This window comes from Shewanella sp. MMG014, from assembly GCF_018100775.1.
GTDB lineage: Bacteria > Pseudomonadota > Gammaproteobacteria > Enterobacterales > Shewanellaceae > Shewanella > Shewanella japonica.
The window spans coordinates 59,616-78,310 of record NZ_JAGJDZ010000010.1 but is presented as its reverse complement, the minus strand read 5'-3'; the positions used below and the strand labels follow the sequence as shown (position 1 = coordinate 78,310).

14 protein-coding genes are annotated in these 18,695 nt (G+C 41.1%); 6 read left to right on the top strand and 8 right to left on the bottom strand.

Features of this window, described 5'->3' with window-relative positions; all coding sequences use genetic code 11:
• The first annotated feature begins 58 nt into the window (after nucleotides 1-58).
• From J8L86_RS15830 to J8L86_RS15820, 3 genes are all read left to right on the top strand, one after another.
• Nucleotides 59-454, top strand: coding sequence for an MAPEG family protein (locus J8L86_RS15830; RefSeq protein WP_055025524.1), 396 nt, complete (start codon nucleotides 59-61; stop codon nucleotides 452-454).
• 216 nt (nucleotides 455-670) lie between these two features.
• A complete protein-coding gene (locus tag J8L86_RS15825; protein WP_065110364.1) occupies nucleotides 671-3,022 on the top strand; it encodes a YgiQ family radical SAM protein in 2,352 nt (783 codons plus the stop codon).
• Between the two features lie 186 nt (nucleotides 3,023-3,208).
• The gene (locus tag J8L86_RS15820; RefSeq protein WP_240433843.1) at nucleotides 3,209-3,757 is read left to right on the top strand and encodes a hypothetical protein; all 549 of its coding nucleotides are present in this window, start codon (nucleotides 3,209-3,211) and stop codon (nucleotides 3,755-3,757) included.
• A 109-nt stretch (nucleotides 3,758-3,866) separates the two neighbouring features.
• Here J8L86_RS15820 and J8L86_RS15815 read toward each other — a convergent pair whose 3' ends face one another.
• The 8 genes from J8L86_RS15815 to J8L86_RS15780 form a co-directional block, all read right to left on the bottom strand.
• On the bottom strand, nucleotides 3,867-4,622 hold the full coding sequence (locus J8L86_RS15815) for a hypothetical protein (protein WP_211030993.1): 756 nt from the start codon (nucleotides 4,620-4,622) through the stop codon (nucleotides 3,867-3,869).
• Between the two features lie 292 nt (nucleotides 4,623-4,914).
• Complete coding sequence (hydF, locus tag J8L86_RS15810) at nucleotides 4,915-6,189, bottom strand: [FeFe] hydrogenase H-cluster maturation GTPase HydF (protein WP_211030992.1); 1,275 nt, start codon at nucleotides 6,187-6,189, stop codon at nucleotides 4,915-4,917.
• Nucleotides 6,173-7,228 carry a [FeFe] hydrogenase H-cluster radical SAM maturase HydE gene (gene hydE, locus J8L86_RS15805; RefSeq protein ID WP_247663461.1) on the bottom strand — a complete coding sequence of 352 codons (1,056 nt, stop codon included), beginning with the start codon at nucleotides 7,226-7,228 and terminating at the stop codon, nucleotides 6,173-6,175. Before hydE ends, hydF begins: the two co-directional genes overlap by 17 nt.
• A gap of 17 nt (nucleotides 7,229-7,245) precedes the next feature.
• Nucleotides 7,246-7,824 (bottom strand): hypothetical protein, encoded by a 579-nt coding sequence (locus tag J8L86_RS15800; RefSeq protein ID WP_211030990.1) that lies wholly within the window; start codon nucleotides 7,822-7,824, stop codon nucleotides 7,246-7,248.
• Nucleotides 7,824-9,275 carry a [FeFe] hydrogenase H-cluster radical SAM maturase HydG gene (hydG, locus tag J8L86_RS15795; RefSeq protein ID WP_211030989.1) on the bottom strand — a complete coding sequence of 484 codons (1,452 nt, stop codon included), beginning with the start codon at nucleotides 9,273-9,275 and terminating at the stop codon, nucleotides 7,824-7,826. The genes J8L86_RS15800 and hydG overlap by 1 nt, the downstream gene beginning before the upstream one ends.
• Before the next feature lie 94 nt (nucleotides 9,276-9,369).
• The gene (locus J8L86_RS15790) at nucleotides 9,370-10,053 is read right to left on the bottom strand and encodes a cytochrome b/b6 domain-containing protein (protein WP_211030988.1); all 684 of its coding nucleotides are present in this window, start codon (nucleotides 10,051-10,053) and stop codon (nucleotides 9,370-9,372) included.
• Between the two features lie 21 nt (nucleotides 10,054-10,074).
• Entirely contained in the window at nucleotides 10,075-10,395 is a 321-nt protein-coding gene (locus J8L86_RS15785; RefSeq protein WP_211030987.1) for an iron hydrogenase small subunit, read from the bottom strand.
• 17 nt (nucleotides 10,396-10,412) lie between these two features.
• Entirely contained in the window at nucleotides 10,413-11,651 is a 1,239-nt protein-coding gene (locus J8L86_RS15780; protein ID WP_211030986.1) for a [FeFe] hydrogenase, group A, read from the bottom strand.
• A gap of 133 nt (nucleotides 11,652-11,784) precedes the next feature.
• On the opposite strand from J8L86_RS15780, the gene J8L86_RS15775 reads away from it, so the two are divergent.
• From J8L86_RS15775 to J8L86_RS15765, 3 genes are all read left to right on the top strand, one after another.
• Nucleotides 11,785-12,057 (top strand): hypothetical protein, encoded by a 273-nt coding sequence (locus tag J8L86_RS15775; protein ID WP_211030985.1) that lies wholly within the window; start codon nucleotides 11,785-11,787, stop codon nucleotides 12,055-12,057.
• A 2,177-nt stretch (nucleotides 12,058-14,234) separates the two neighbouring features.
• Nucleotides 14,235-15,224, top strand: a complete 990-nt coding sequence (locus J8L86_RS15770; RefSeq protein WP_211030984.1) for a polysaccharide lyase family 7 protein — start codon at nucleotides 14,235-14,237, stop codon at nucleotides 15,222-15,224.
• Between the two features lie 382 nt (nucleotides 15,225-15,606).
• Entirely contained in the window at nucleotides 15,607-18,645 is a 3,039-nt protein-coding gene (locus J8L86_RS15765; protein WP_065108875.1) for a TonB-dependent receptor, read from the top strand.
• Nucleotides 18,646-18,695 lie beyond the last annotated feature (50 nt).

The following is an 18,695-nucleotide window of genomic DNA, read 5'->3' as shown; positions in this document are numbered from 1 at the left end:
CGATTGTAGTCACTATTTGGCTAAATGCCGTAAAAATAATAAAAAGGAAATATCACACATGTCATTGATGATTTCAGGGTTCTACGCTAGCTTAACCGTGCTACTTGCAATAGGTTTGTCCATCAGAGTGATTAAGCAGCGAAGAGTCAATAAAGTCGGTATTGGCACTGGTGGTAATGCTGATTTAGCGTTGGCAAAGCGTGTCCATGAAAACTTGCTAGAAAATGCGCCCCTTGCACTGATTTTATTCATGCTGGCTGAGTTTAATGGCTTACCTGCAGCAATATTGCATTGTTTTGGTACCGTGTGGATTGTGGCGAGATTATTACATGCCATAGGGTTAACTGCAGCTAAAGGCGGTGTGCACTTTGGCCGCGTTTGGGGCGTCTTGTTAACTTGGGTTGTGATGGTTGGCTTAGCGATTGTAAATATTGGATTTTTTATTGGTTTATAACAATCAGCTTTAGCCTTAAAGACAAAAGTCATTGTTTTTAATAAGGTTATAGAAACCTATAAATAGCTTAAAAACCTTATTTATGCTGCTTTTTTAGTCACACTTAGTGTGATGTAACTGCTATACTCCGCCTCCAGAAAAAAGTTGGCTGGGTTGGACTAAACTTGATGTAGTGCAACCCACCAAATTGATGATGTTTTAATGTAGGCAAATTTCATGCAAGTTGAATCCACGTTATTTAATTACCCTAGATACTGGGCCGAGTGCTACGGCACAGCGCCGTTTCTTCCTATGTCTCGTAAAGAGATGGATCAGCTTGGTTGGGATAGTTGCGACATTATCATTGTCAGTGGTGATGCTTATGTCGATCACCCAAGCTTTGGCATGGCTGTTATTGGTCGTATGCTCGAAGCACAAGGTTTTCGCGTGGGTATTATTTGCCAACCTGATTGGTCGAACAAAAACGACTTTATGAAACTGGGTCGTCCCAATCTATTTTTTGGTGTGACAGCTGGCAACATGGATTCAATGATCAATCGCTACACGGCAGATCGCCGTATTCGTAGCGATGATGCTTATACGCCTAATGATGAAGGCGGTAAACGCCCTGATCGCGCAGTCACCGTTTATACCCAGCGTTGTAAAGAAGCCTTCAAAGAAGTACCTGTTGTGATTGGTGGTATTGAAGCCAGTTTGCGCCGTATTGCTCATTATGACTATTGGTCAGATAAAGTGCGTCGCAGTGTTATTTTTGATGCCAAAGCCGATATCCTAATTTATGGTAATGCCGAGCGTCCGCTGGTGGAAGTCGCTCACCGTATTGCTAACGGTGAGAAAATGGCTGACTTGCACGATATTCGTGGTACCGCAGTTATTCGCCATGAGCCATTGCCTGGCTGGAAAGGCATGGACTCACGTAAATTGGATCAATTGCATAAGATTGATCCGATCCCAAACCCATATGGTGCAGATGATGTTGGCTGTGAAAAACTGTCAGGGCCAACTGATAAGAAAATTTTTGATAACGATGCGCCAAAAGCTATCAGTGTCCAGCCGCCAAGACCCAAGCCATGGGAAAAAACTTACGTACTATTGCCAGCCTATGAAAAAGTCGCTGATGATAAATATTTATACGCTCATGCATCACGTATTTTGCATCAAGAGCAAAATCCAGGCTGTGCGCGTGCGTTATTTCAAGCCCAAGGAAATCGCTCTGTTTGGGTCAATCCGCCAGCTTGGCCATTGAATACTGACGAAATGGACGCAGTATTTGATTTGCCGTATCAACGAGTGCCGCACCCAAGTTACGGTAAGGCGAAAATTCCTGCATATGACATGATTAAAACCTCGATTAACATTATGCGAGGGTGTTTCGGTGGTTGTTCATTCTGTTCGATTACAGAACACGAAGGGCGCATTATTCAAAGTCGTTCTCAAGAATCCATTATTAAAGAAATCAAAGATATTCAAGAAAAAGTACCCGGTTTTACTGGGGTTATTTCAGATCTAGGTGGCCCAACGGCGAACATGTATCGTCTTGGCTGCACGAGTGTAAAAGCGGAAACAACGTGTCGTCGTTTATCCTGTGTTTATCCAAGTATCTGTGGTCATTTAGGGACAGATCATAAACACACCATTGATTTATACCGAGCAGCACGTGACGTCCCAGGTATTAAAAAGGTACTGATTGCCTCTGGAGTACGTTATGACTTAGCCACAGAAGATCCACGCTATGTTAAAGAGCTGGCTAAACACCATGTTGGTGGCTATTTAAAAATTGCCCCAGAGCATACCGAAGATGGCCCACTCAGTAAGATGATGAAGCCGGGTATGGGCAGTTATCATAAGTTTAAAGAGTTATTTGATTTTTACTCTAAAGAAGCGGGTAAGAAGCAGTACTTGATCCCGTACTTTATTTCTGCGCATCCTGGGACTACAGATGAGGACATGTTGAACCTGGCGTTATGGCTTAAATCAGAAAAGTTTAAGCTAGACCAAGTTCAGAATTTTTATCCATCGCCAATGGCTAATGCGACTACCATTTATCATACTGAGCTTAACTCACTTAAAAATGTGAAACACAGCAGTGAAGAAGTGACTGTACCGAAAAAAGGTCGTCAACGTCGCTTACATAAAGCATTGCTACGTTATCACGACCCAGCAGGTTGGCCGCTTATTCGTGAAGCACTTGTTGCCATGGGCAAAGAGCATTTGATTGGCCACGGCGTCCAGCATATTGTTCCGCCAGAAGCACGTAATGAGCGCAAAGGCTATGGTGGCAAGCAAGGTGCTAAAAACCGTGGCAGTAAGAGTGACGACAGTAAAAAAGCTTTCACCCGTTTTTCTGGTAATCAGTTTGATGATAGAAAGTCATCAGGCAAGAAACCCACACCTGCGAATAAAGCCAAGTCAGAAGGCGGCACTAGTGGAAGCGGGAAGTCATCTGATAAGGGTAACAATGCAGGCAAAGGCAAAACTGGCTGGTCACAAAAGAAAAAGCCGTTTAGCGCTAAAGGCACTGGTGGCGCAGGCCAAAAGCAAGGAAAACGCCCTGCGAGAGCGAAATAATATAAGGCATGGCTATTGTTAGCTCTTTGACTTAACCTTGTTACATTAAAACCGTCTTTATAGACGGTTTTTTTTCAGGTTTAATTAAACAATCACTGTTAGTGTGATGTGTGAATAAAAATAACGAGATCGATACTAAAAGGAATAATAATGAAAAAAATATTGATCGCTGGTGTAATCAGCAGCATGGCGCCTGCTATTGCAATGGCACATGCCCCTAAAGACAACCCACAACATCAATATTTTGATGCAATCGCCGCATACTGCGGTAAAGCGTTTGCCGGTGAAGTGACAGCTGGTAATGAAGCTGACTCTGCTTTTAGTAATAAAGCGTTAATCATGCACGTACGTGAGTGTAGCGATACCGAACTTAAAATTCCTTTCCATGTAGGTGATGACCATTCACGTACTTGGGTGATTACCAAAACTGAAACAGGCTTGCGTCTCAAGCATGACCATCGCCATGAAGACGGCACTGAAGATAAAGTGACTATGTATGGCGGCGATACTGCTGATATGGGCAGTGCGACTCAGCAGTCATTCCCAGTTGACCAAGAGTCGATTGATAACTTTAATGAAAACGGTTTAACGGCGTCAGTAACTAACGTGTGGCACATGTATATTGAGCCAACCACATTCACCTATCGTTTAACGCGTGAAAACCGCGACTTTAGAGTGGACTTTGATTTAACCAAGCCTGTGGCATTACCGCCAACGCCTTGGGGACACGAGTAATGTCGCTGAAAGCGTGCATTGGTATTAGATAAGTAGAGTTAACTTTGAAATTCTGCTGAAAATGATTAAAACCTCTTCTCATTATGCGGGGAGAGGTTTTTATAGAAAATTAACGAATAAGTTTGCATTTAGCTTTCATGCTATATAACTCTATTTGCGTTTGGCACTCATTAAGAGCTCTTTCTTTCGCTTTTTTAGGTGAACTATATGAATGTGAATAACCAATTACCTCGCGACCATCAATTCCTCTAGCTAATGCAAAAGCTTTATTTGAATCCATGTTATCAAAATCTTGAAGTAACCTAAGTGTTTTACTTTGATAAATTTCTCTATCGAGATTCTTTATTAAATTTGTATACTCAAAGCCCCAATATGTTTTTAAACCTTGGACTATAATATGGTCACCACTTTTTAATTGTGACCATATTGACCTTGATACGCCACAGAGCCTACCGTTGGCAAAGTTGGAATAACCTTTTAAATAAATTACCCCTGCGCAATAAGCACTACTATATGTACTGCTTACATAATCCACCGTTAGTTCTAAATTTACTTCTTTACTTTTTCCAATCGAAGAAAGCAATATGTGGCCATACCTAGCGGTAGAAAGCGGTCCCGCAACAAGTATAAAAATAAAAACTAAAAATGCCGAAATTTGATGTTTTATTCTTTGTTTTTGATTTTTACTAGAATGTAACCCTGGTGAAAACTTCCAAAATAAATATGCAGCCCCTGCTCCTAATATAATGTAAAGAAAACTTGAGCTTACTAATGTACTTTCATCAGAAATAATTCCTGATAAAAAAAGGCTTATCGCTATTAAAATCAGTATCGAGTTACCAATAAATTGAATAATTTTTTTCATCTTCTAGTCGTAACCTTGATGCAATCTTATAAAGGTTACAATAATTTCCCTATTTATTATCTCCCTTTCATAAATATATCACTATTGTCGATTTAGCCTTTAATTGCAATAAAAAAGCGCTTGCCTTGTATGTGGGCAAAGCGCTTTTTTTAGTGGTGTTTTTAGCTACTCTTTTACTTCAGAGCCTTAACACTGCCGTTTAGTTTCGGTGCGGTTTAATACTTTTTGCAGCAATTGTTGGCACAGCTATTGGTCGTTGCTGACTTACTGCGCTTTGCTTACAGCACTTTACTTACTGCGCCTTAGCGATATTAAACGGCGCCATGACTCTGGTTAACAACCCTTGCAGTTTTGAAATAGCGATACCGTAATTAGTTATAGGGATACCTCTGCGCTGGCATTCCCGTAAGCGGCGGAGCATTTCGGTGCGATTAATCATGCAGCCGCCGCAATGCAGTACCAGCTTAAACTTGTCTAAATCTTCGGGGAAGTCATGACCAGAAACCACAGTAAATTGAATATCTTTGCCACTATATTTTTTAATCCATTTAGGGATTTTTACTCGGCCAATATCATCTTCTTGCACGTTATGACTACAGGCTTCGGCAATGAGGATATGATCACCATCGGCTAGCGTATCTAGCGCCTCCGCGCCTTGGTTCATAACGGTAAGGTCGCCTTTTTGGCGGGCATATAAGGTGGAAAAGGTGGTCAGTGGGATATTGGCTGGGACAATGTGATCCACGGCTTTAATCGCTTGCGCATCGGTGACCACAAGCTGTGGTTTAAGTTTGATTGCTGCGGCTAATTGATCGACTTGCACTGCGGTAACCAGGGCTTTTTTATCTAGCGCCTCACGCATAACCTGCACTTGCGGCAAAATAATGCGGCCTTTAGGGGCGGCGCTATCAATCGGAGTGACGCATACTAGGTGCTCATCTTGTTGGTATAAATCCCCTGCCAATACGGGTGTTTGGCGCATTTCTTTGGGGGCAAGCTGCATTAACTGATGCTTTAACTCTAAGCTTCCCAGTTGATTGTGTGCGCTGACTCTGACAAAAGGCACGTTAGCTTGCTGGCAAAAAGCGATATCAGTTGCGTCACTCTCGTGAATGTCTTGTTTATTAAACGCAACTAACACAGGCACATTAAGTTGCTGTATTTCTGTTAATAAGGCGCTATCTTCTGCGGTTAGGCCATGTTCATCGACAACCATCAAGGCAATGTCTGCGCGGTAAAGCACTTTGCGGGTGGCTGCAATGCGTTGTTGGCCTAATGCGCCCTCATCATCAATGCCTGCGGTATCGTAAAACAGGACAGGCCCCAATGGCAGTAGTTCATAAGCTTTGGCAACCGCATCTGTGGTTGTGCCTTTGGTGTCTGACACAATAGAGATTTCTTGGTTGCACAGAAGGTTTAATAATGACGATTTACCTGTGTTTCTGCGGCCAATGAGTGCAATGTGACAGCGTGCACTGCGCGGGGTTGAGTTGCCAAATCCTTGAGGCTGCCGAGGTGAGTTTGGTTGTAATTGAGCTTGCTGCTCTGGACTAATTCCTTGACACATATTGGCCTCGTTTAGCATCGCCGCGTGCTGATGATGGTTGGCGATTATGGAGTGAAAAAGCCTGCTTCAAGCCGTTTAGGCGAGCTTCGACTTCAATTTGGGATTGGTTTTTACCCGGATAAATAGCGTATTGATTAGAAACCTGCAGTGGCGTAAAGGACGGCATGACCACATTGCAGCCACAATTAAGGGCGCGCTCTCTTGCGCCTGCTTCAAGCGCATCAAGTGAACTTGTTGCTGGGATATTGGTTCCAGGGTTCATTAACCGTAAAATCGCACTGACGCGAAGACTCAGTTTTACGTCACCGTTTGCTTGATCTGCCATCGGTGTTTGTGGGTGAGTAACATAGGGACCGCAGGCGATCATATCGAGCTTTAAGGCATATAAGGCCAAAATATCATCGGCAAGAATGTCTAAATTCATGCCCGGTAAACCAACAATAATGCCTGAGCCAGTTTGGTAACCCACAGCTTGTAAATGTTTGATGCGCTCAATACGTTCATCGTAGTTTGCATTGTGGCGATGTTGATTAAACAACACTCGGTTAAAGGTTTCCATTTTTAATAAATAGCGGTCGGCGCCCGCTTCTCGCCATAGGGTTAACTCATCAAGCTGTCGATCCCCTAATGATAAGGTAATGGCTAAGTCATGTTTGGCCCTGATCGCGCGGATAACCTCAGCAATAGTATCAGCGCGATAGGTATAATCATCACCCGACTGCAGTACCACACTGCCCATGCCAAGGCTGGCGATATGGTCAACTGCCGCGAGAATTTGTTCAGTGTTGAGGCGATAACGATGCACGTCTCTATTAGCACTTCTTAGGCCACAATATGCGCATTTATTGACACAGTAATTAGAAAACTCAACGATACCGCGTAGATAAACGTCGGTGCCAAATTGCTGCTCTGTGAGTTGATTGGCGCTGTCAAACAGCCAGGGGTCTGCGTCGCCATTTAGTAGCGAAAGGATCTGCGCTTTATCAAGTGGGTAGCCTGATGAAACTGGCTCTAAATGGGATTTAAGTTGTTGTAACATAATCATCTAGCCTTGATTTAAGAAAGACACTGTTGATAAGCAAAACGGCACTCATCGATATAGCGTAAGGTGATGTTATCCAGTGTTGTTGTGAGCTTTGGAGTTAAAAAACGTGTTGCTATTTGCTGTTGTTCTGCCACGGCAATTTCCAGCCATAATCCATCAGCAGAGGTGGTTTGACTATGGGCATATTGACCAGCAAATATACGGTTACCAATGAGTAATATTGGCTGTAATGGTAGTGATTTAATCAAGTGAAAGTGCAGTTGATGTGGAAATTGCTCTTGCAACTGCTGGCACCAAGCATGCGATTGCTGATACAAACTGGGTATCGCTGGTTTTTCTATGGGTTTAGGGCGTAAAATAGCGGCAAATTCATCCTGCCAGTGAGCATGGGGCTGCAGTTGTAAAATATACAACTGCTTAAGTTGGCCAATTCGTAACTGTTCTTGCAGCATTTTTCCGACAGCATTGTCGGCAAAATTACTATAAATAGCAGCATGGAGCACGGCAAAGGATGCCGTCTCCAGTGCTTGTAGCACTAATTTAAGCGGTAACCGCTGATGCACTTTCACATCTAACCTTGGATTGCTCATTACAGGTAAATATCCCGCTCGCCGTTGTCGGTTTTGGCGAGGCAAATGCGGATATTTTTTTGCCTTGCTGGGCTGAGTTTTATCAGCTCTTTTTCAATTAATGCATTGCCTGCAGCGCGGGTGGCTTCTGAGCTGTAATCGTTGAGGTATTCTTTAAAGGTGATCAACGCATTAGGCTGACAAAACTTACCAATAAACTGCTTTTTGGCTAGTCCCATAAAGTGATCGCCAGTGCGGCCTTTGCGGTAACAGCCGGTACAGAATGATGGAATTGAATCTGAGTCGGTGACTAATTCGTGGATGATTTCATCCATTGAGCGGTGATCGCCCAAGCTAAATTGTTCACTGTCTTGTCGTGTGTCGCACTTATTTTGTTGCTCTTGCTGACTTTGCTCATAGCCTCCGGGAGAGGTGCGAGAACCAGCACTGATTTGCGACACGCCTAATTCCAATAACTCTTTACGTAGTTTTGGCCCTTCACGAGTACTTAAAATTAACCCAGTGTAAGGCACGGCTAAACGAGTAATGGCTACTATGCGCTTAAAGCATGCGTCATCGACTTCATAGGGCGGGCGCTCACTGAGATCAGAGCCGTGAGCAGGTTCAATACGTGGGAATGAAATCGTATGCGGGCCGACACCGCAGTCAGCTTCCATTTGCTGAGCGTGCTTAAGCAAAGATAACAATTCAAAACGGTGATCGTGCAGGCCAAATAGGGCACCAATACCTACATCATCAATGCCGGCTTCCATTGCGCGGTGCATGGCATATAGGCGGTATAGATAATCTTTCTTTTTACCTTTTAAATGAACGCTTTCGTAGGTAGGTTGATGGTATGTTTCTTGGAAACACTGGTAAGTACCAATATCAGCTGTTTTTAATACTTTAAATTCTTCCACTGACAGTGGTGCACAGTTGACATTAACTCTGCGAATTTCACCGCCGTTAGGCTGCTTGGTGGCATATATTGTCCGAATGCTTTCCACCATATTTTCGGCATTATTACGTGGATGCTCGCCGTATACTGCGAGAATGCGCTTGTGTCCCATATTTTCTAGAATTTCAACTTCACGGACTAGCTCGTTGTGCTTGAGCGTTTTACGCTTAAGTTCATGGTTATCGGCACTAAACCCACAGTAACTACAACTGTTGGCACAGTGGTTTGAAATGTAAAGTGGAGAAAATAAAACGATACGATTACCATAAATAGTATTTTTGATTTCTTTGGCGACGTTAAATAACTGCTCATCTAAGGCTGGATCTTGGTTTTGTAATAATATCGCTGTTTCTTCAAGGGTTAAGCCTTCACATAATTGTGCTTTTTCTAAAACTGCTTGTACTTGTGCAGGGGTTGGGTTGCTGGCATTTTCAATCGTTGCCTCTATTTGTTCTGGTCGGATAAAGCTTACATTGGGGTTATAAGCTTGCATTTGAATGGAGTGCCCGCACATACTTTTTACCTACTTAGAATGACATTTTTAATGGCAATAGAAACGGCAACCTTGGGCTGCCGTAGCATTAATAATTGCTTTTTGATTAATTGGCTTATTTGTTTAGTGATTCTTCATTGGCGTTCACAGCGACAATTTCTTTTTCAACCCAATACGGAGTGTATTCGGCTGCATCATGATATGGCACGTTACCGTGGATCATCATGGCTTTGAAGTCATCAAAACGGTAAACCGCTAAGAACAAATGAATCGGTAAAAAGGCGGTTAACAACAGACCAAATACCAAGTGTGCTTGACCCATAAACCAAACGATATCACGCGGTGCAGCATGAGGGATTAACCACAGTATTAAGCCGGAAATAATCAGTACAGTACCGCCAACCAATACACACGCGCCAAATAATTTTTGGCCTGAGTTGTACTTGTTCATTGGCGGAACAGGGACTTTTTTACGTAAGATGAATTTTTGTGGGTAACCACCTAAAACCATAAACCATTTAACATCACGCATTGAAAAGCTAAAAACTCGAGCGGTAAATAACACCACACGGTCGAATGCTATCAAGGTGAAAGCTACGGCATCTAAGGCTAGGATTACACCGCAAATCATATGAATATCATATGTTAGCTGCATGCTTTCTTGGGTAAGCGGTTTGAAGAATAACAGTAACCCTGTTACCGCTAATGGTAAGAAGCTTAATAGTAAAATGTAATGGAAAATGCGCACATTCAATGGATGCTTTTGAACCGGGCGCATGTCATGTTGTTCGTGACTCATTTTTATTCCTTTTTAGGGTAGTTAGCCTTTAAGCTTGGTGCGATCAACAAAGTGAGTGTGTAGCAAGTCATGTGAAACGTGGCCTAATGGCTCACCACCAAATTCTTTGTAGTATTTCTCAACCGCTTTATTTGCGTGGCTTACACGCACCTTTGAGATGGTGTCATCTTTATAAAGGCCTGAACTACGGGATCTAATGTAGTCGTTACGTGTTGAGATACGGCTTGAAATCCAACCGATTGGTAGTGCTATGGCGGCTGTGATAGCTGCACCAATTACCATAAATTTACGACGTGATAAGAAGAAGGTATCTTCTGCAAATACATGAGTTTTTTTAGACATAATGTGTTTCCTTAAAGTTATAACGTCACGTTACCTAACCAGGCTGAACCGCTCTTATCGATAGGTTGTCCGCCACCATTAACGCAACCGCCAGCGCAGTTCATCACTTCAATAAAGTGGTAAGGGGAAGTGCCTGCCATCACATCATGTAATATCGGTTTTATGTTGGCTGCCATGTCATGCACAATCGCCACTTTGATGGTAATTTCTTGGTTTAGATGTTTATCAAACAGGGTGATTTCAGTGTCTTTTACCCCTTCTAAACCACGAACTGGTTCAAGCTCTAACTTGGCCATTTCCTCGCCAGTTAACACCTTGTATGCCGTTCTTAATCCCGCTTCCATTACACCACCTGTGGCACCAAAAATGGTGCCGGCACCGGTATATTGGGAGAACATACTGTCTCCGCTGAAGTCTTCTACGTTGGCTAAATCAATTTCAAGTAACTTGAATAACTGTGCCAACTCGCGGGTAGTCAGCACGGCATCAACATCTTGGTAGCTGTCTGAATGTGCGTTGTTATGCTCTTTATGGTATTTCCATGCAGAATTGAACTCTGGGCGTGATGCTTCCACTTTTTTGGCGGTACATGGCATGATAGAAACAGTGAAAATGTTTTCTGGATCCATGTCATACACTTTTGCGCCGTAGGTTTTTGCTACCGCGCCCGACATTTGTTGTGGTGATTTTGCCGTTGATAAATTAGGCAATAATGTTGGGTATTGGTTTTCAAGGTAACGCACCCAACCCGGACAGCATGAAGTAAATTGTGGCAATTTACCGGCATCAGCCTCACCGTTGAGGTTGGCATGTAAGCGGTGAATAAGTTCGCTACCCTCTTCCATAATGGTTAAGTCAGCGGCAAAGTTACAATCAAAAATGTTAAAGTTTGCTTGGTGCATTGCGCCATATAACTTTGGTGTCACCAACTCGCCACTGTCAAAGCCAAATTCATCACCAATAGCGACACGAACTGCGGGGGCAATAATGCCGACAACTTGGGTTTTTGGGTCGGCTAGTTTTTTGATAACGGTATCAAGCGCGGTGTGCGTTTCTTCAATTGCATCAAAAGGGCAATTGATGAGGCATTGGCCGCAACTGATGCATTGATCATTATTAATTGAGTGTGCGGCACCTGATGCCCCTTCAATTGCATTAGTAGAGCAGAACTTCTTACAGGCATCGCAGCCTTTGCACTTATCGGCATTAATGCTAATAAGGGCTTGAATTTCTCCAGTTTGAGAAACGGTCGACATAAATAAAGTTATCCTTAATTTAATAATGTGTCACAAGGTGGTTTTCAATATTTAGCCTTGTGTCGATTAGGTTATGTTTAAATTCATGATTAGTTTTATATTCCGATTGTTTTGTTTAGTTTGTAGTGTTTTATTGATTAACGAATTTTTAAACTTTTATAATTTTTACGTTACACGTGATAGTGATTTCTTTAAATACTTACTTGATGATTTAGGCTGGGAATTTTTATTTATGTGGATTATTTCGCATTTGCTGGAAATTGAAATTTCAGAAAGTGGAATAGTGGTTTTTTGTTTTAGTTTTAATTGTGTTTTATTTGGCTTTTTTGTTGATTTTATTGGTTTTTATTGGGGTTGTGGTTTTGTTGTATTTTTAGTTTTAAATTCTGTGTTTAATATAATTTAAGTATTTATATATTAACTAGGTTGCTATTTTATTTTGTAAGGCTAGCTAGTTAATGGTAGTTGTTAAATATATATTATCTATTTATATGCTAACGGGTGCATCAATAAGGAAGTGTTAAATTGTTTTGTGGTGGGATTGGTATTTATTCTTGAGTCTTGGTTTTAATATTTACTTGTATCAGGATTTTGGTAATAAACAGCTTGAGTGTGTGTAATTGGTTGTATTTGTTAAATGTGGTTTTAATGAATATTGGAAAGTTATCGAACAATAAAAGACCTATGGAAGCCATAGGTCAAAAATGCTTTAAGTTTGTTACTGTTCTCAAAACATATAAATTTTTATTTTGCTTTTTTATTGAATTTTTAAAAGTTAAATCGATAGAAGTTAAATAGAAAGACCCCCATAGTTAATGGCATCAATAGTTAAAAGAATGGAAATAGAAAGACACCCATAGTTAATGGCATCAATCTCGACTTCCTACTATGCTTGATTTGAGCATTAAACATGGAGGTTATGATGCCGCGCCCTCGTAGAAGCCAAATTAGTCTTGAACTTTTGTCAACGAGATAGTCCCTATTACCATTGCTGTAGCCGCGTGGTTCGCCGCGCTTTCTTTTAGAGTAAAGAGTATGTGGTGATGATAAATGCGGTGCAAATATACATAGACACCCATAGTTAATGGTATCAATCGTGACTTCCTACTAAGCTTGCTTTGAGCATTAAACATGGAGGTTATGATGCCGCTCCCCCGTAGAAGCCAAATTAGCCTTGAACTCTTGCTAACGAGATACCCTTATTATCATTGCTGTAGCCGCGTGGTTCGCCGTGCATTCTTTTAGAGTAAAGAGTATGTGGTGATGATAAACGCGGCAAATATACGTAGACACCCATAGTTAATGACATCAATCGTGACTTCCTACTAAGCTTGCTTTGAGCATTAAACATGGAGGTTATGATGCCGCGCCTTCTTATGTGGTGATGATAAATACACAGGTAACAACTATGACCACTGACGAGGATGGATTGAATCACTCATTCTTGAACTGACGGATGTGTTTGCCATTGATATCGCAGCTTATGAGTAAGACTAATAACGATAGAGACTTCTGCGGGCGTAAGCATATCAAGCAAGTCTATTGACTTGTGGCAGTTTAACAATATTAAGCCACTGCCATTGTTGGTCAAGGATATGTCGATAGACCTATTTACAAGTGAATGTGCAACCCATTACGGTCGAGTTTCACCGTGCTCCACGAATTTAAGGCAATCAAACTGGCAAAGTAGTGCTTCAAATCTTCGGTTGAAAGGTTATCAGGACATGCATCGAAATAAGCTCTAATGCCCCTGACTGCGTAGCTTCGTTCAACAAGATCATTAATGATAAATCACAATCCATACGAATTATCGTACAGCTTATTATCTGTTTATTAGTTCTGAACTGTAATCTCATCACATCATCTATTGGTAATGCTTACATTAGAATTGGTAATAGCACTTATTGTTAGTTGGTAATAATGTATCTCGTTGATTGGTAATGCGGCCTGACCGCTGGTTAAGTTTGTTATGTTATTTGGTCATGTTGTCATATCCGTTGGTAGTGAATATAAAAACTATTCAGCAATAACAGCTTAACTTTCCTTTAAGTTATTGTTTATATGGTTTCTTTTTGTTATGCAGGAAATATGTCAAGCCAATGCATTAGTCTTTTTCTATGCTTTAGTTACTACCAATTTAGTTTTTTGGTAATGCTTGGGTCGCTATTTTGGTTGACAAGGATGTGTTGTGGTGGTTATATTTTGTTTAACACAAAGTTATAGGTGTGAATAAATTGTTAAGGATGCGGCTGTGTTAGGTAAGTTATCTATGATTCTATGCATTGCAATTAATCATAGCTCTTTGAGCATATACAACAAAGAGTTCTGCTTCTTTTTACAACGAAATTAGATAATTTTTGGTGTTAATTAGAAGCAAAGTCTTACCTATTTTTATTACGTTTTTCGGGGTTAGTTAAGTTCATGTGTAGGTGCGCGACTATATGCTGCGCATATAGGTATTCTAAGAAAGCGTTGAAAATAGTTAAGCCGAACAATACACGAACATATTCAACAAAGAGATCGTAAATTATCAAGGATTCCAATATCAACACATATAAATCTTACCGACATTTTCAAAGGAAAATGTGTGACGTTTTTGCTGCGCTAGTTTTTGCTTTAGCTGTTTTTAGCGCATCACTCAATGCTCAGGAAATTGAGGGGAATACGCTTATTCCTAAGTCACACACTAGTCTTGCTGAAGGTGTTTTACTGGGGGATTTGTCAAAACTCGATCCGCTTAAAAAGCCAGGTGAAAATTTTGACTTACTCGATTGGTCATTAACGTTGCCAACCGATCTCAACGAAGATAAAAAAGCTGATACCGTCTATGAGAAATCATTAAGTAAAGGCTTTAACTTAAAGCCATTTTTTTATACAGCAGATGATGGTGGCTTGGTATTCGCTTGCCCAAACGTAGGTGCCAAGACCTCAAAAAATACAAAATATGCGAGAACCGAACTACGCGAAATGCTACGTAGAGGTAATAGTCGAATAAAAACGCGTGGCCTGACTAAAAATAACTGGGTTTTCAGCAATGCGCATGGTTCGGCGAAAGCTAAGTCTGGGGGAGTTGAAGGCAGTTTGGAAGGGACTTTGGCAATAAACCGAGTATCTACCACTGGTGATGAAAAAAAGGTCGGACGCGTGATCATCGGCCAAATTCACGCGACGGATGACGAACCCGTCCGTTTATATTACCGAAAATTACCTGGCAACTCGAAAGGGTCTATTTATTTTGCCCATGAAATAAATGATGGTGATGATATTTGGATAAATATGATTGGCTCACGTTCACATACTTTGTCAGATCCTGATGACGGCATCGCCTTAAACGAAAAGTTCTCTTATAAAATTTCCGTCGAAGATGAAGTGTTGTTCGTCACTATAATCAGGGAAGGTAAGCCTAATATTACTAAGTACTTTGATATGAAAGATAGTGGTTACAGTGCTAGTAACCAGTATATGTATTTTAAAGCGGGTGTTTATAACCAAAACAATGGCGGCGCTGATGGTGATTATGTGCAAGCTACTTTCTATCATATCCATAACACGCATAAAGGGTATAAATTTTAGCGCAGTTAATACATCAATTTAAAATTCGTAACTCGTAACTACAACTATTGGTTATATTTTTATTTAAATTAATAGGTTAGAACTTTTGTTTGGGTTTCGTCTGTTGAAATTAATATAGCGCTAATTTAAATATAAGAATTTAAGGCAGTCACCTGCTTGCAATAATAAATATAAGAATTTAATGGCAGTCACCTGCTTGCAATAATAAATATAAGAAGTAAATGGCAGTCACCTGTTTGCAATAATAAATATAAGAATTTAAGGCAGTTACCTGCTTGCAATAATAAATATAAGAAGTAAATGGCAGTAACCTGCTTGCAAAAATAAATATACCAATAAATGGCATTAACATGCTTATTAAAATACTAAGGGGAAGTACGGTATGTCGACGAAGTTAAGTAAAAAAACAAAACCCATCCATAAAATAGGGAAGTTCAAGCTTTCACCTATAGCAAAATGGATGAAGCTTGCTGCATTTACTTCTGTAACCAGTTCTTTTGCATTTTCGGCAATAGCACAAGAAGCCGAAACTGAAAATCTAGATAAAGTTGATAATGATATAGAAGTTGTTGTCGTTACTGGTACACGTAAAACAATTCAAGACCAAATTTCAATAAAGCGTGAATCTACCACGGTTGTTGACGGTTTATCTGCTTCAGATATTGGTGATTTACCTGCACTTTCAATTGGTGAGGCGCTAGAAACATTAACGGGGGCATCATCTCACCGTGAAAATGGTGGTGCTACTGAAATCAGTATTCGTGGTTTAGGTCCATTCTTAAGTGCCACTAACATCAATGGCCGTGAAGCGACCAATGGTAGTGGTGACCGTTCAGTTAACTTTTCTCAGTTCCCATCAGAGTTGATGCAGAAAGTCGCTATTTATAAAACACAAGATGCTTCCATGATTGAAGGTGGGGTTGCCGGTGTTATTACCCTGGAGACACTTAAGCCTTTAGATTTTGGTAAGCAACGTTTTCAGGCTGAAGTAAAAGGTAACTACAACCCAGACCAAGCAAACGTTGACAATTCACTCCAAGGTGATTTGGGCTACCGTGGAACACTAAGTTATGTTGATCAATTTGAGTTTGATAACGGTCAAGCATTTGGTTTGAGTGTAGGTTTGCAGCGTCAAGATATTAGTCAGCCAGAAGCTGAATATAGAAGCTCAAGCCCAACGGGTTCATCTTTATGGGCATGTTTGAATGATCCAACCGATACCAATACCGGTTTTTTCCGTAGCTCAGCGGGCGATTGTGAAGATGAAATTGTTGGCTCAAATAACCAAGGTTATAATAATGATATTGATCCAGACACAGGTCTGGCAGTAGATGATGGTAGAGAATACGCATGGACTGGCTCAAGCCGAAGCTTCCGTCAAAATGAAACATCTGATGAAAGAGACGCTTTATTCTTTGCTCTACAATACCAACCCTCAAGTAAATGGGATATCAATTTTGACGCGCAAATTTCAGATCGTACCCAAGCAGAAGCGCGTCATGATTTAATTTTCTTACAAAAGCGCGTTACACCGGGTGTAACGGGACAAAATCTGATCACAAACGATGTTGGCGGTATTCTACATTGGGAAGGTGAAGAACGCATTGAGTCAGCGGGCGAGCAATTTTCGCGTGAAGAAAAATATCGTGGATATGGCTTGAACGTTGAACATTTTTTCTCTGATGATCTAAAGATTAGTCTTGACCTTGGCTACTCTAAAACCAGCCGTGAAGAACTACAAATAACAAACCGAGGAAGAACAAGCTCTCGTCCTTTCTTATCTTGGGATTTAGGTGAATATATTCCTCATTTCACAGTGACTGATTTTGATGTGACTGATATTTCCAATTTTACTGATAGCCTTCGTACTCGTATCGACAGAGAAAATGTCCGCGACAACGAAATTATGGGTGCACGCCTTGATGTTGATTATATTCTAGACAGTGATTTTTTTAGTAGCGTTCAAGCTGGTGTTCGCGTTTCTGAGCTAACATTTGTTCAATTTGGTGGCACGAACGGTAATGGCTCAAGAACGACATATAATTTAGATGAATCTGCAACATCGGCCATCGATGTACTTGAAGGTTGCCAAATAGCCTTCCCTGAGACTGATTTTTTATCCAGTGTTTCTGACGGTGATATTATCACCCATGTTGACAGTTCAGGTAATGTTGTAGAAAGCGGTACAGGCGCTTCGTGGGCAACTTACAATAACGAGTGTTTCTCTCAAGCAGTAGCAGCATCACAAGGCGGCGAATTCGCATACCCAGATGTTACATACGAGAATGCGGGTACTATTGACGTAACAGAACAAACTACCTCTGCTTACGCCATGCTTAATTACGACACTGAAATGTTTGGTAAATATATTCGTGGTAACTTTGGTGTTCGTGTGGTGGATACTGACGTTACCTCTATTGGCTTTCGAGAAGGTTTCGACGTTGTCACTGATCCGGCGACAGGTATCGTCGAATTAGTACCAAACGGAAGTATTGAAAAGATTGAAAGTGGTGGTGATTACACTGAAGTACTACCAAGCTTTAACTTAGTCGTTGATTATGATGACAATATTCTCCTAAGGGCCGGTATTTACCGAGGTATGTCACGTGCAGATCCATCTGATCTAAGTTATAGCCGCACATTCGTAACCGATGACTCGGATGACCCTGAATCAGTTGAAGACTTGTTGGTTGGTGTTAATGGTTCAGGTAACCCTGATCTTCAACCATTAATGTCATGGAACTATGACGCTGCTTTTGAATGGTATCCAAGCGATGACTCTATGGTAGCGCTAGGTGTTTACTATAAGCAATTCAATGGCGGTTACCAACAGCAAACACAGTTAGAGAATTTTATCGTTGACGGTGTGGAAGTTTCTTTACCTATTACTAATTCAGTCACTACTGACGAAAACAGTGACCTTTATGGTTTCGAAGCGACATTCTCGTATCGTTGGGATTTGGGCGTTGGTGTGAAGCTTGGTTATAACTACGCCGATACAACCTATGAGTTTGAAGATAGTAACTACGGTAATACCTTTACTACTGGTTTAGATGGTGTTGTTACTCAGGAAACCGTAGGTATTGTTCCTCCTGCTTCAGTACCTGGATTTTCTGAGCATGTATTCAATGGACAGGTTTACTACCAAATAGGCGGTTTTGATACTGCGCTTATCTACAAGTATCGTAGTGAATACTTCCAACCATACACTTCTAACGGCACAAGACTGCGTTATGTTGATGAGGCAGGTATTTGGGAAGCTCGTGCTGCTTACAAAATCAATCAACACCTTCGTATTAAAGTTTCAGCAATTAACTTGTTCAGTGAGCCTCGCAGTGATGACTTCTATACCCAAGGTAACTTGGGTCAAGTAAGTGATTACGGTCCTCGCCTGTTCGCAGGTGTCAGCTTTAAGTACTAGCCAAGGCTAGTACTTATAATAAAACAAGCTAAATTTGGAAAAGAATCTTT

Bases quoted from the DNA above. Each gene is read 5' to 3' on its own strand.
- J8L86_RS15785 (WP_211030987.1), bottom strand. From the start codon at position 10,395: ATGTCTAAAAAAACTCATGTATTTGCAGAAGATACCTTCTTCTTATCA.
- J8L86_RS15830 (WP_055025524.1), top strand. From the start codon at position 59: ATGTCATTGATGATTTCAGGGTTCTACGCTAGCTTAACCGTGCTACTT.
- hydE (WP_247663461.1), bottom strand. From the start codon at position 7,228: ATGTTACAACAACTTAAATCCCATTTAGAGCCAGTTTCATCAGGCTAC.
- J8L86_RS15825 (WP_065110364.1), top strand. From the start codon at position 671: ATGCAAGTTGAATCCACGTTATTTAATTACCCTAGATACTGGGCCGAG.
- J8L86_RS15820 (WP_240433843.1), top strand. From the start codon at position 3,209: ATGGCGCCTGCTATTGCAATGGCACATGCCCCTAAAGACAACCCACAA.
- J8L86_RS15780 (WP_211030986.1), bottom strand. From the start codon at position 11,651: ATGTCGACCGTTTCTCAAACTGGAGAAATTCAAGCCCTTATTAGCATT.
- J8L86_RS15815 (WP_211030993.1), bottom strand. From the start codon at position 4,622: ATGAAAAAAATTATTCAATTTATTGGTAACTCGATACTGATTTTAATA.
- hydF (WP_211030992.1), bottom strand. From the start codon at position 6,189: ATGTGTCAAGGAATTAGTCCAGAGCAGCAAGCTCAATTACAACCAAAC.
- J8L86_RS15765 (WP_065108875.1), top strand. From the start codon at position 15,607: ATGTCGACGAAGTTAAGTAAAAAAACAAAACCCATCCATAAAATAGGG.
- J8L86_RS15770 (WP_211030984.1), top strand. From the start codon at position 14,235: ATGTGTGACGTTTTTGCTGCGCTAGTTTTTGCTTTAGCTGTTTTTAGC.
- J8L86_RS15800 (WP_211030990.1), bottom strand. From the start codon at position 7,824: ATGAGCAATCCAAGGTTAGATGTGAAAGTGCATCAGCGGTTACCGCTT.
- hydG (WP_211030989.1), bottom strand. From the start codon at position 9,275: ATGTGCGGGCACTCCATTCAAATGCAAGCTTATAACCCCAATGTAAGC.
- J8L86_RS15790 (WP_211030988.1), bottom strand. From the start codon at position 10,053: ATGAGTCACGAACAACATGACATGCGCCCGGTTCAAAAGCATCCATTG.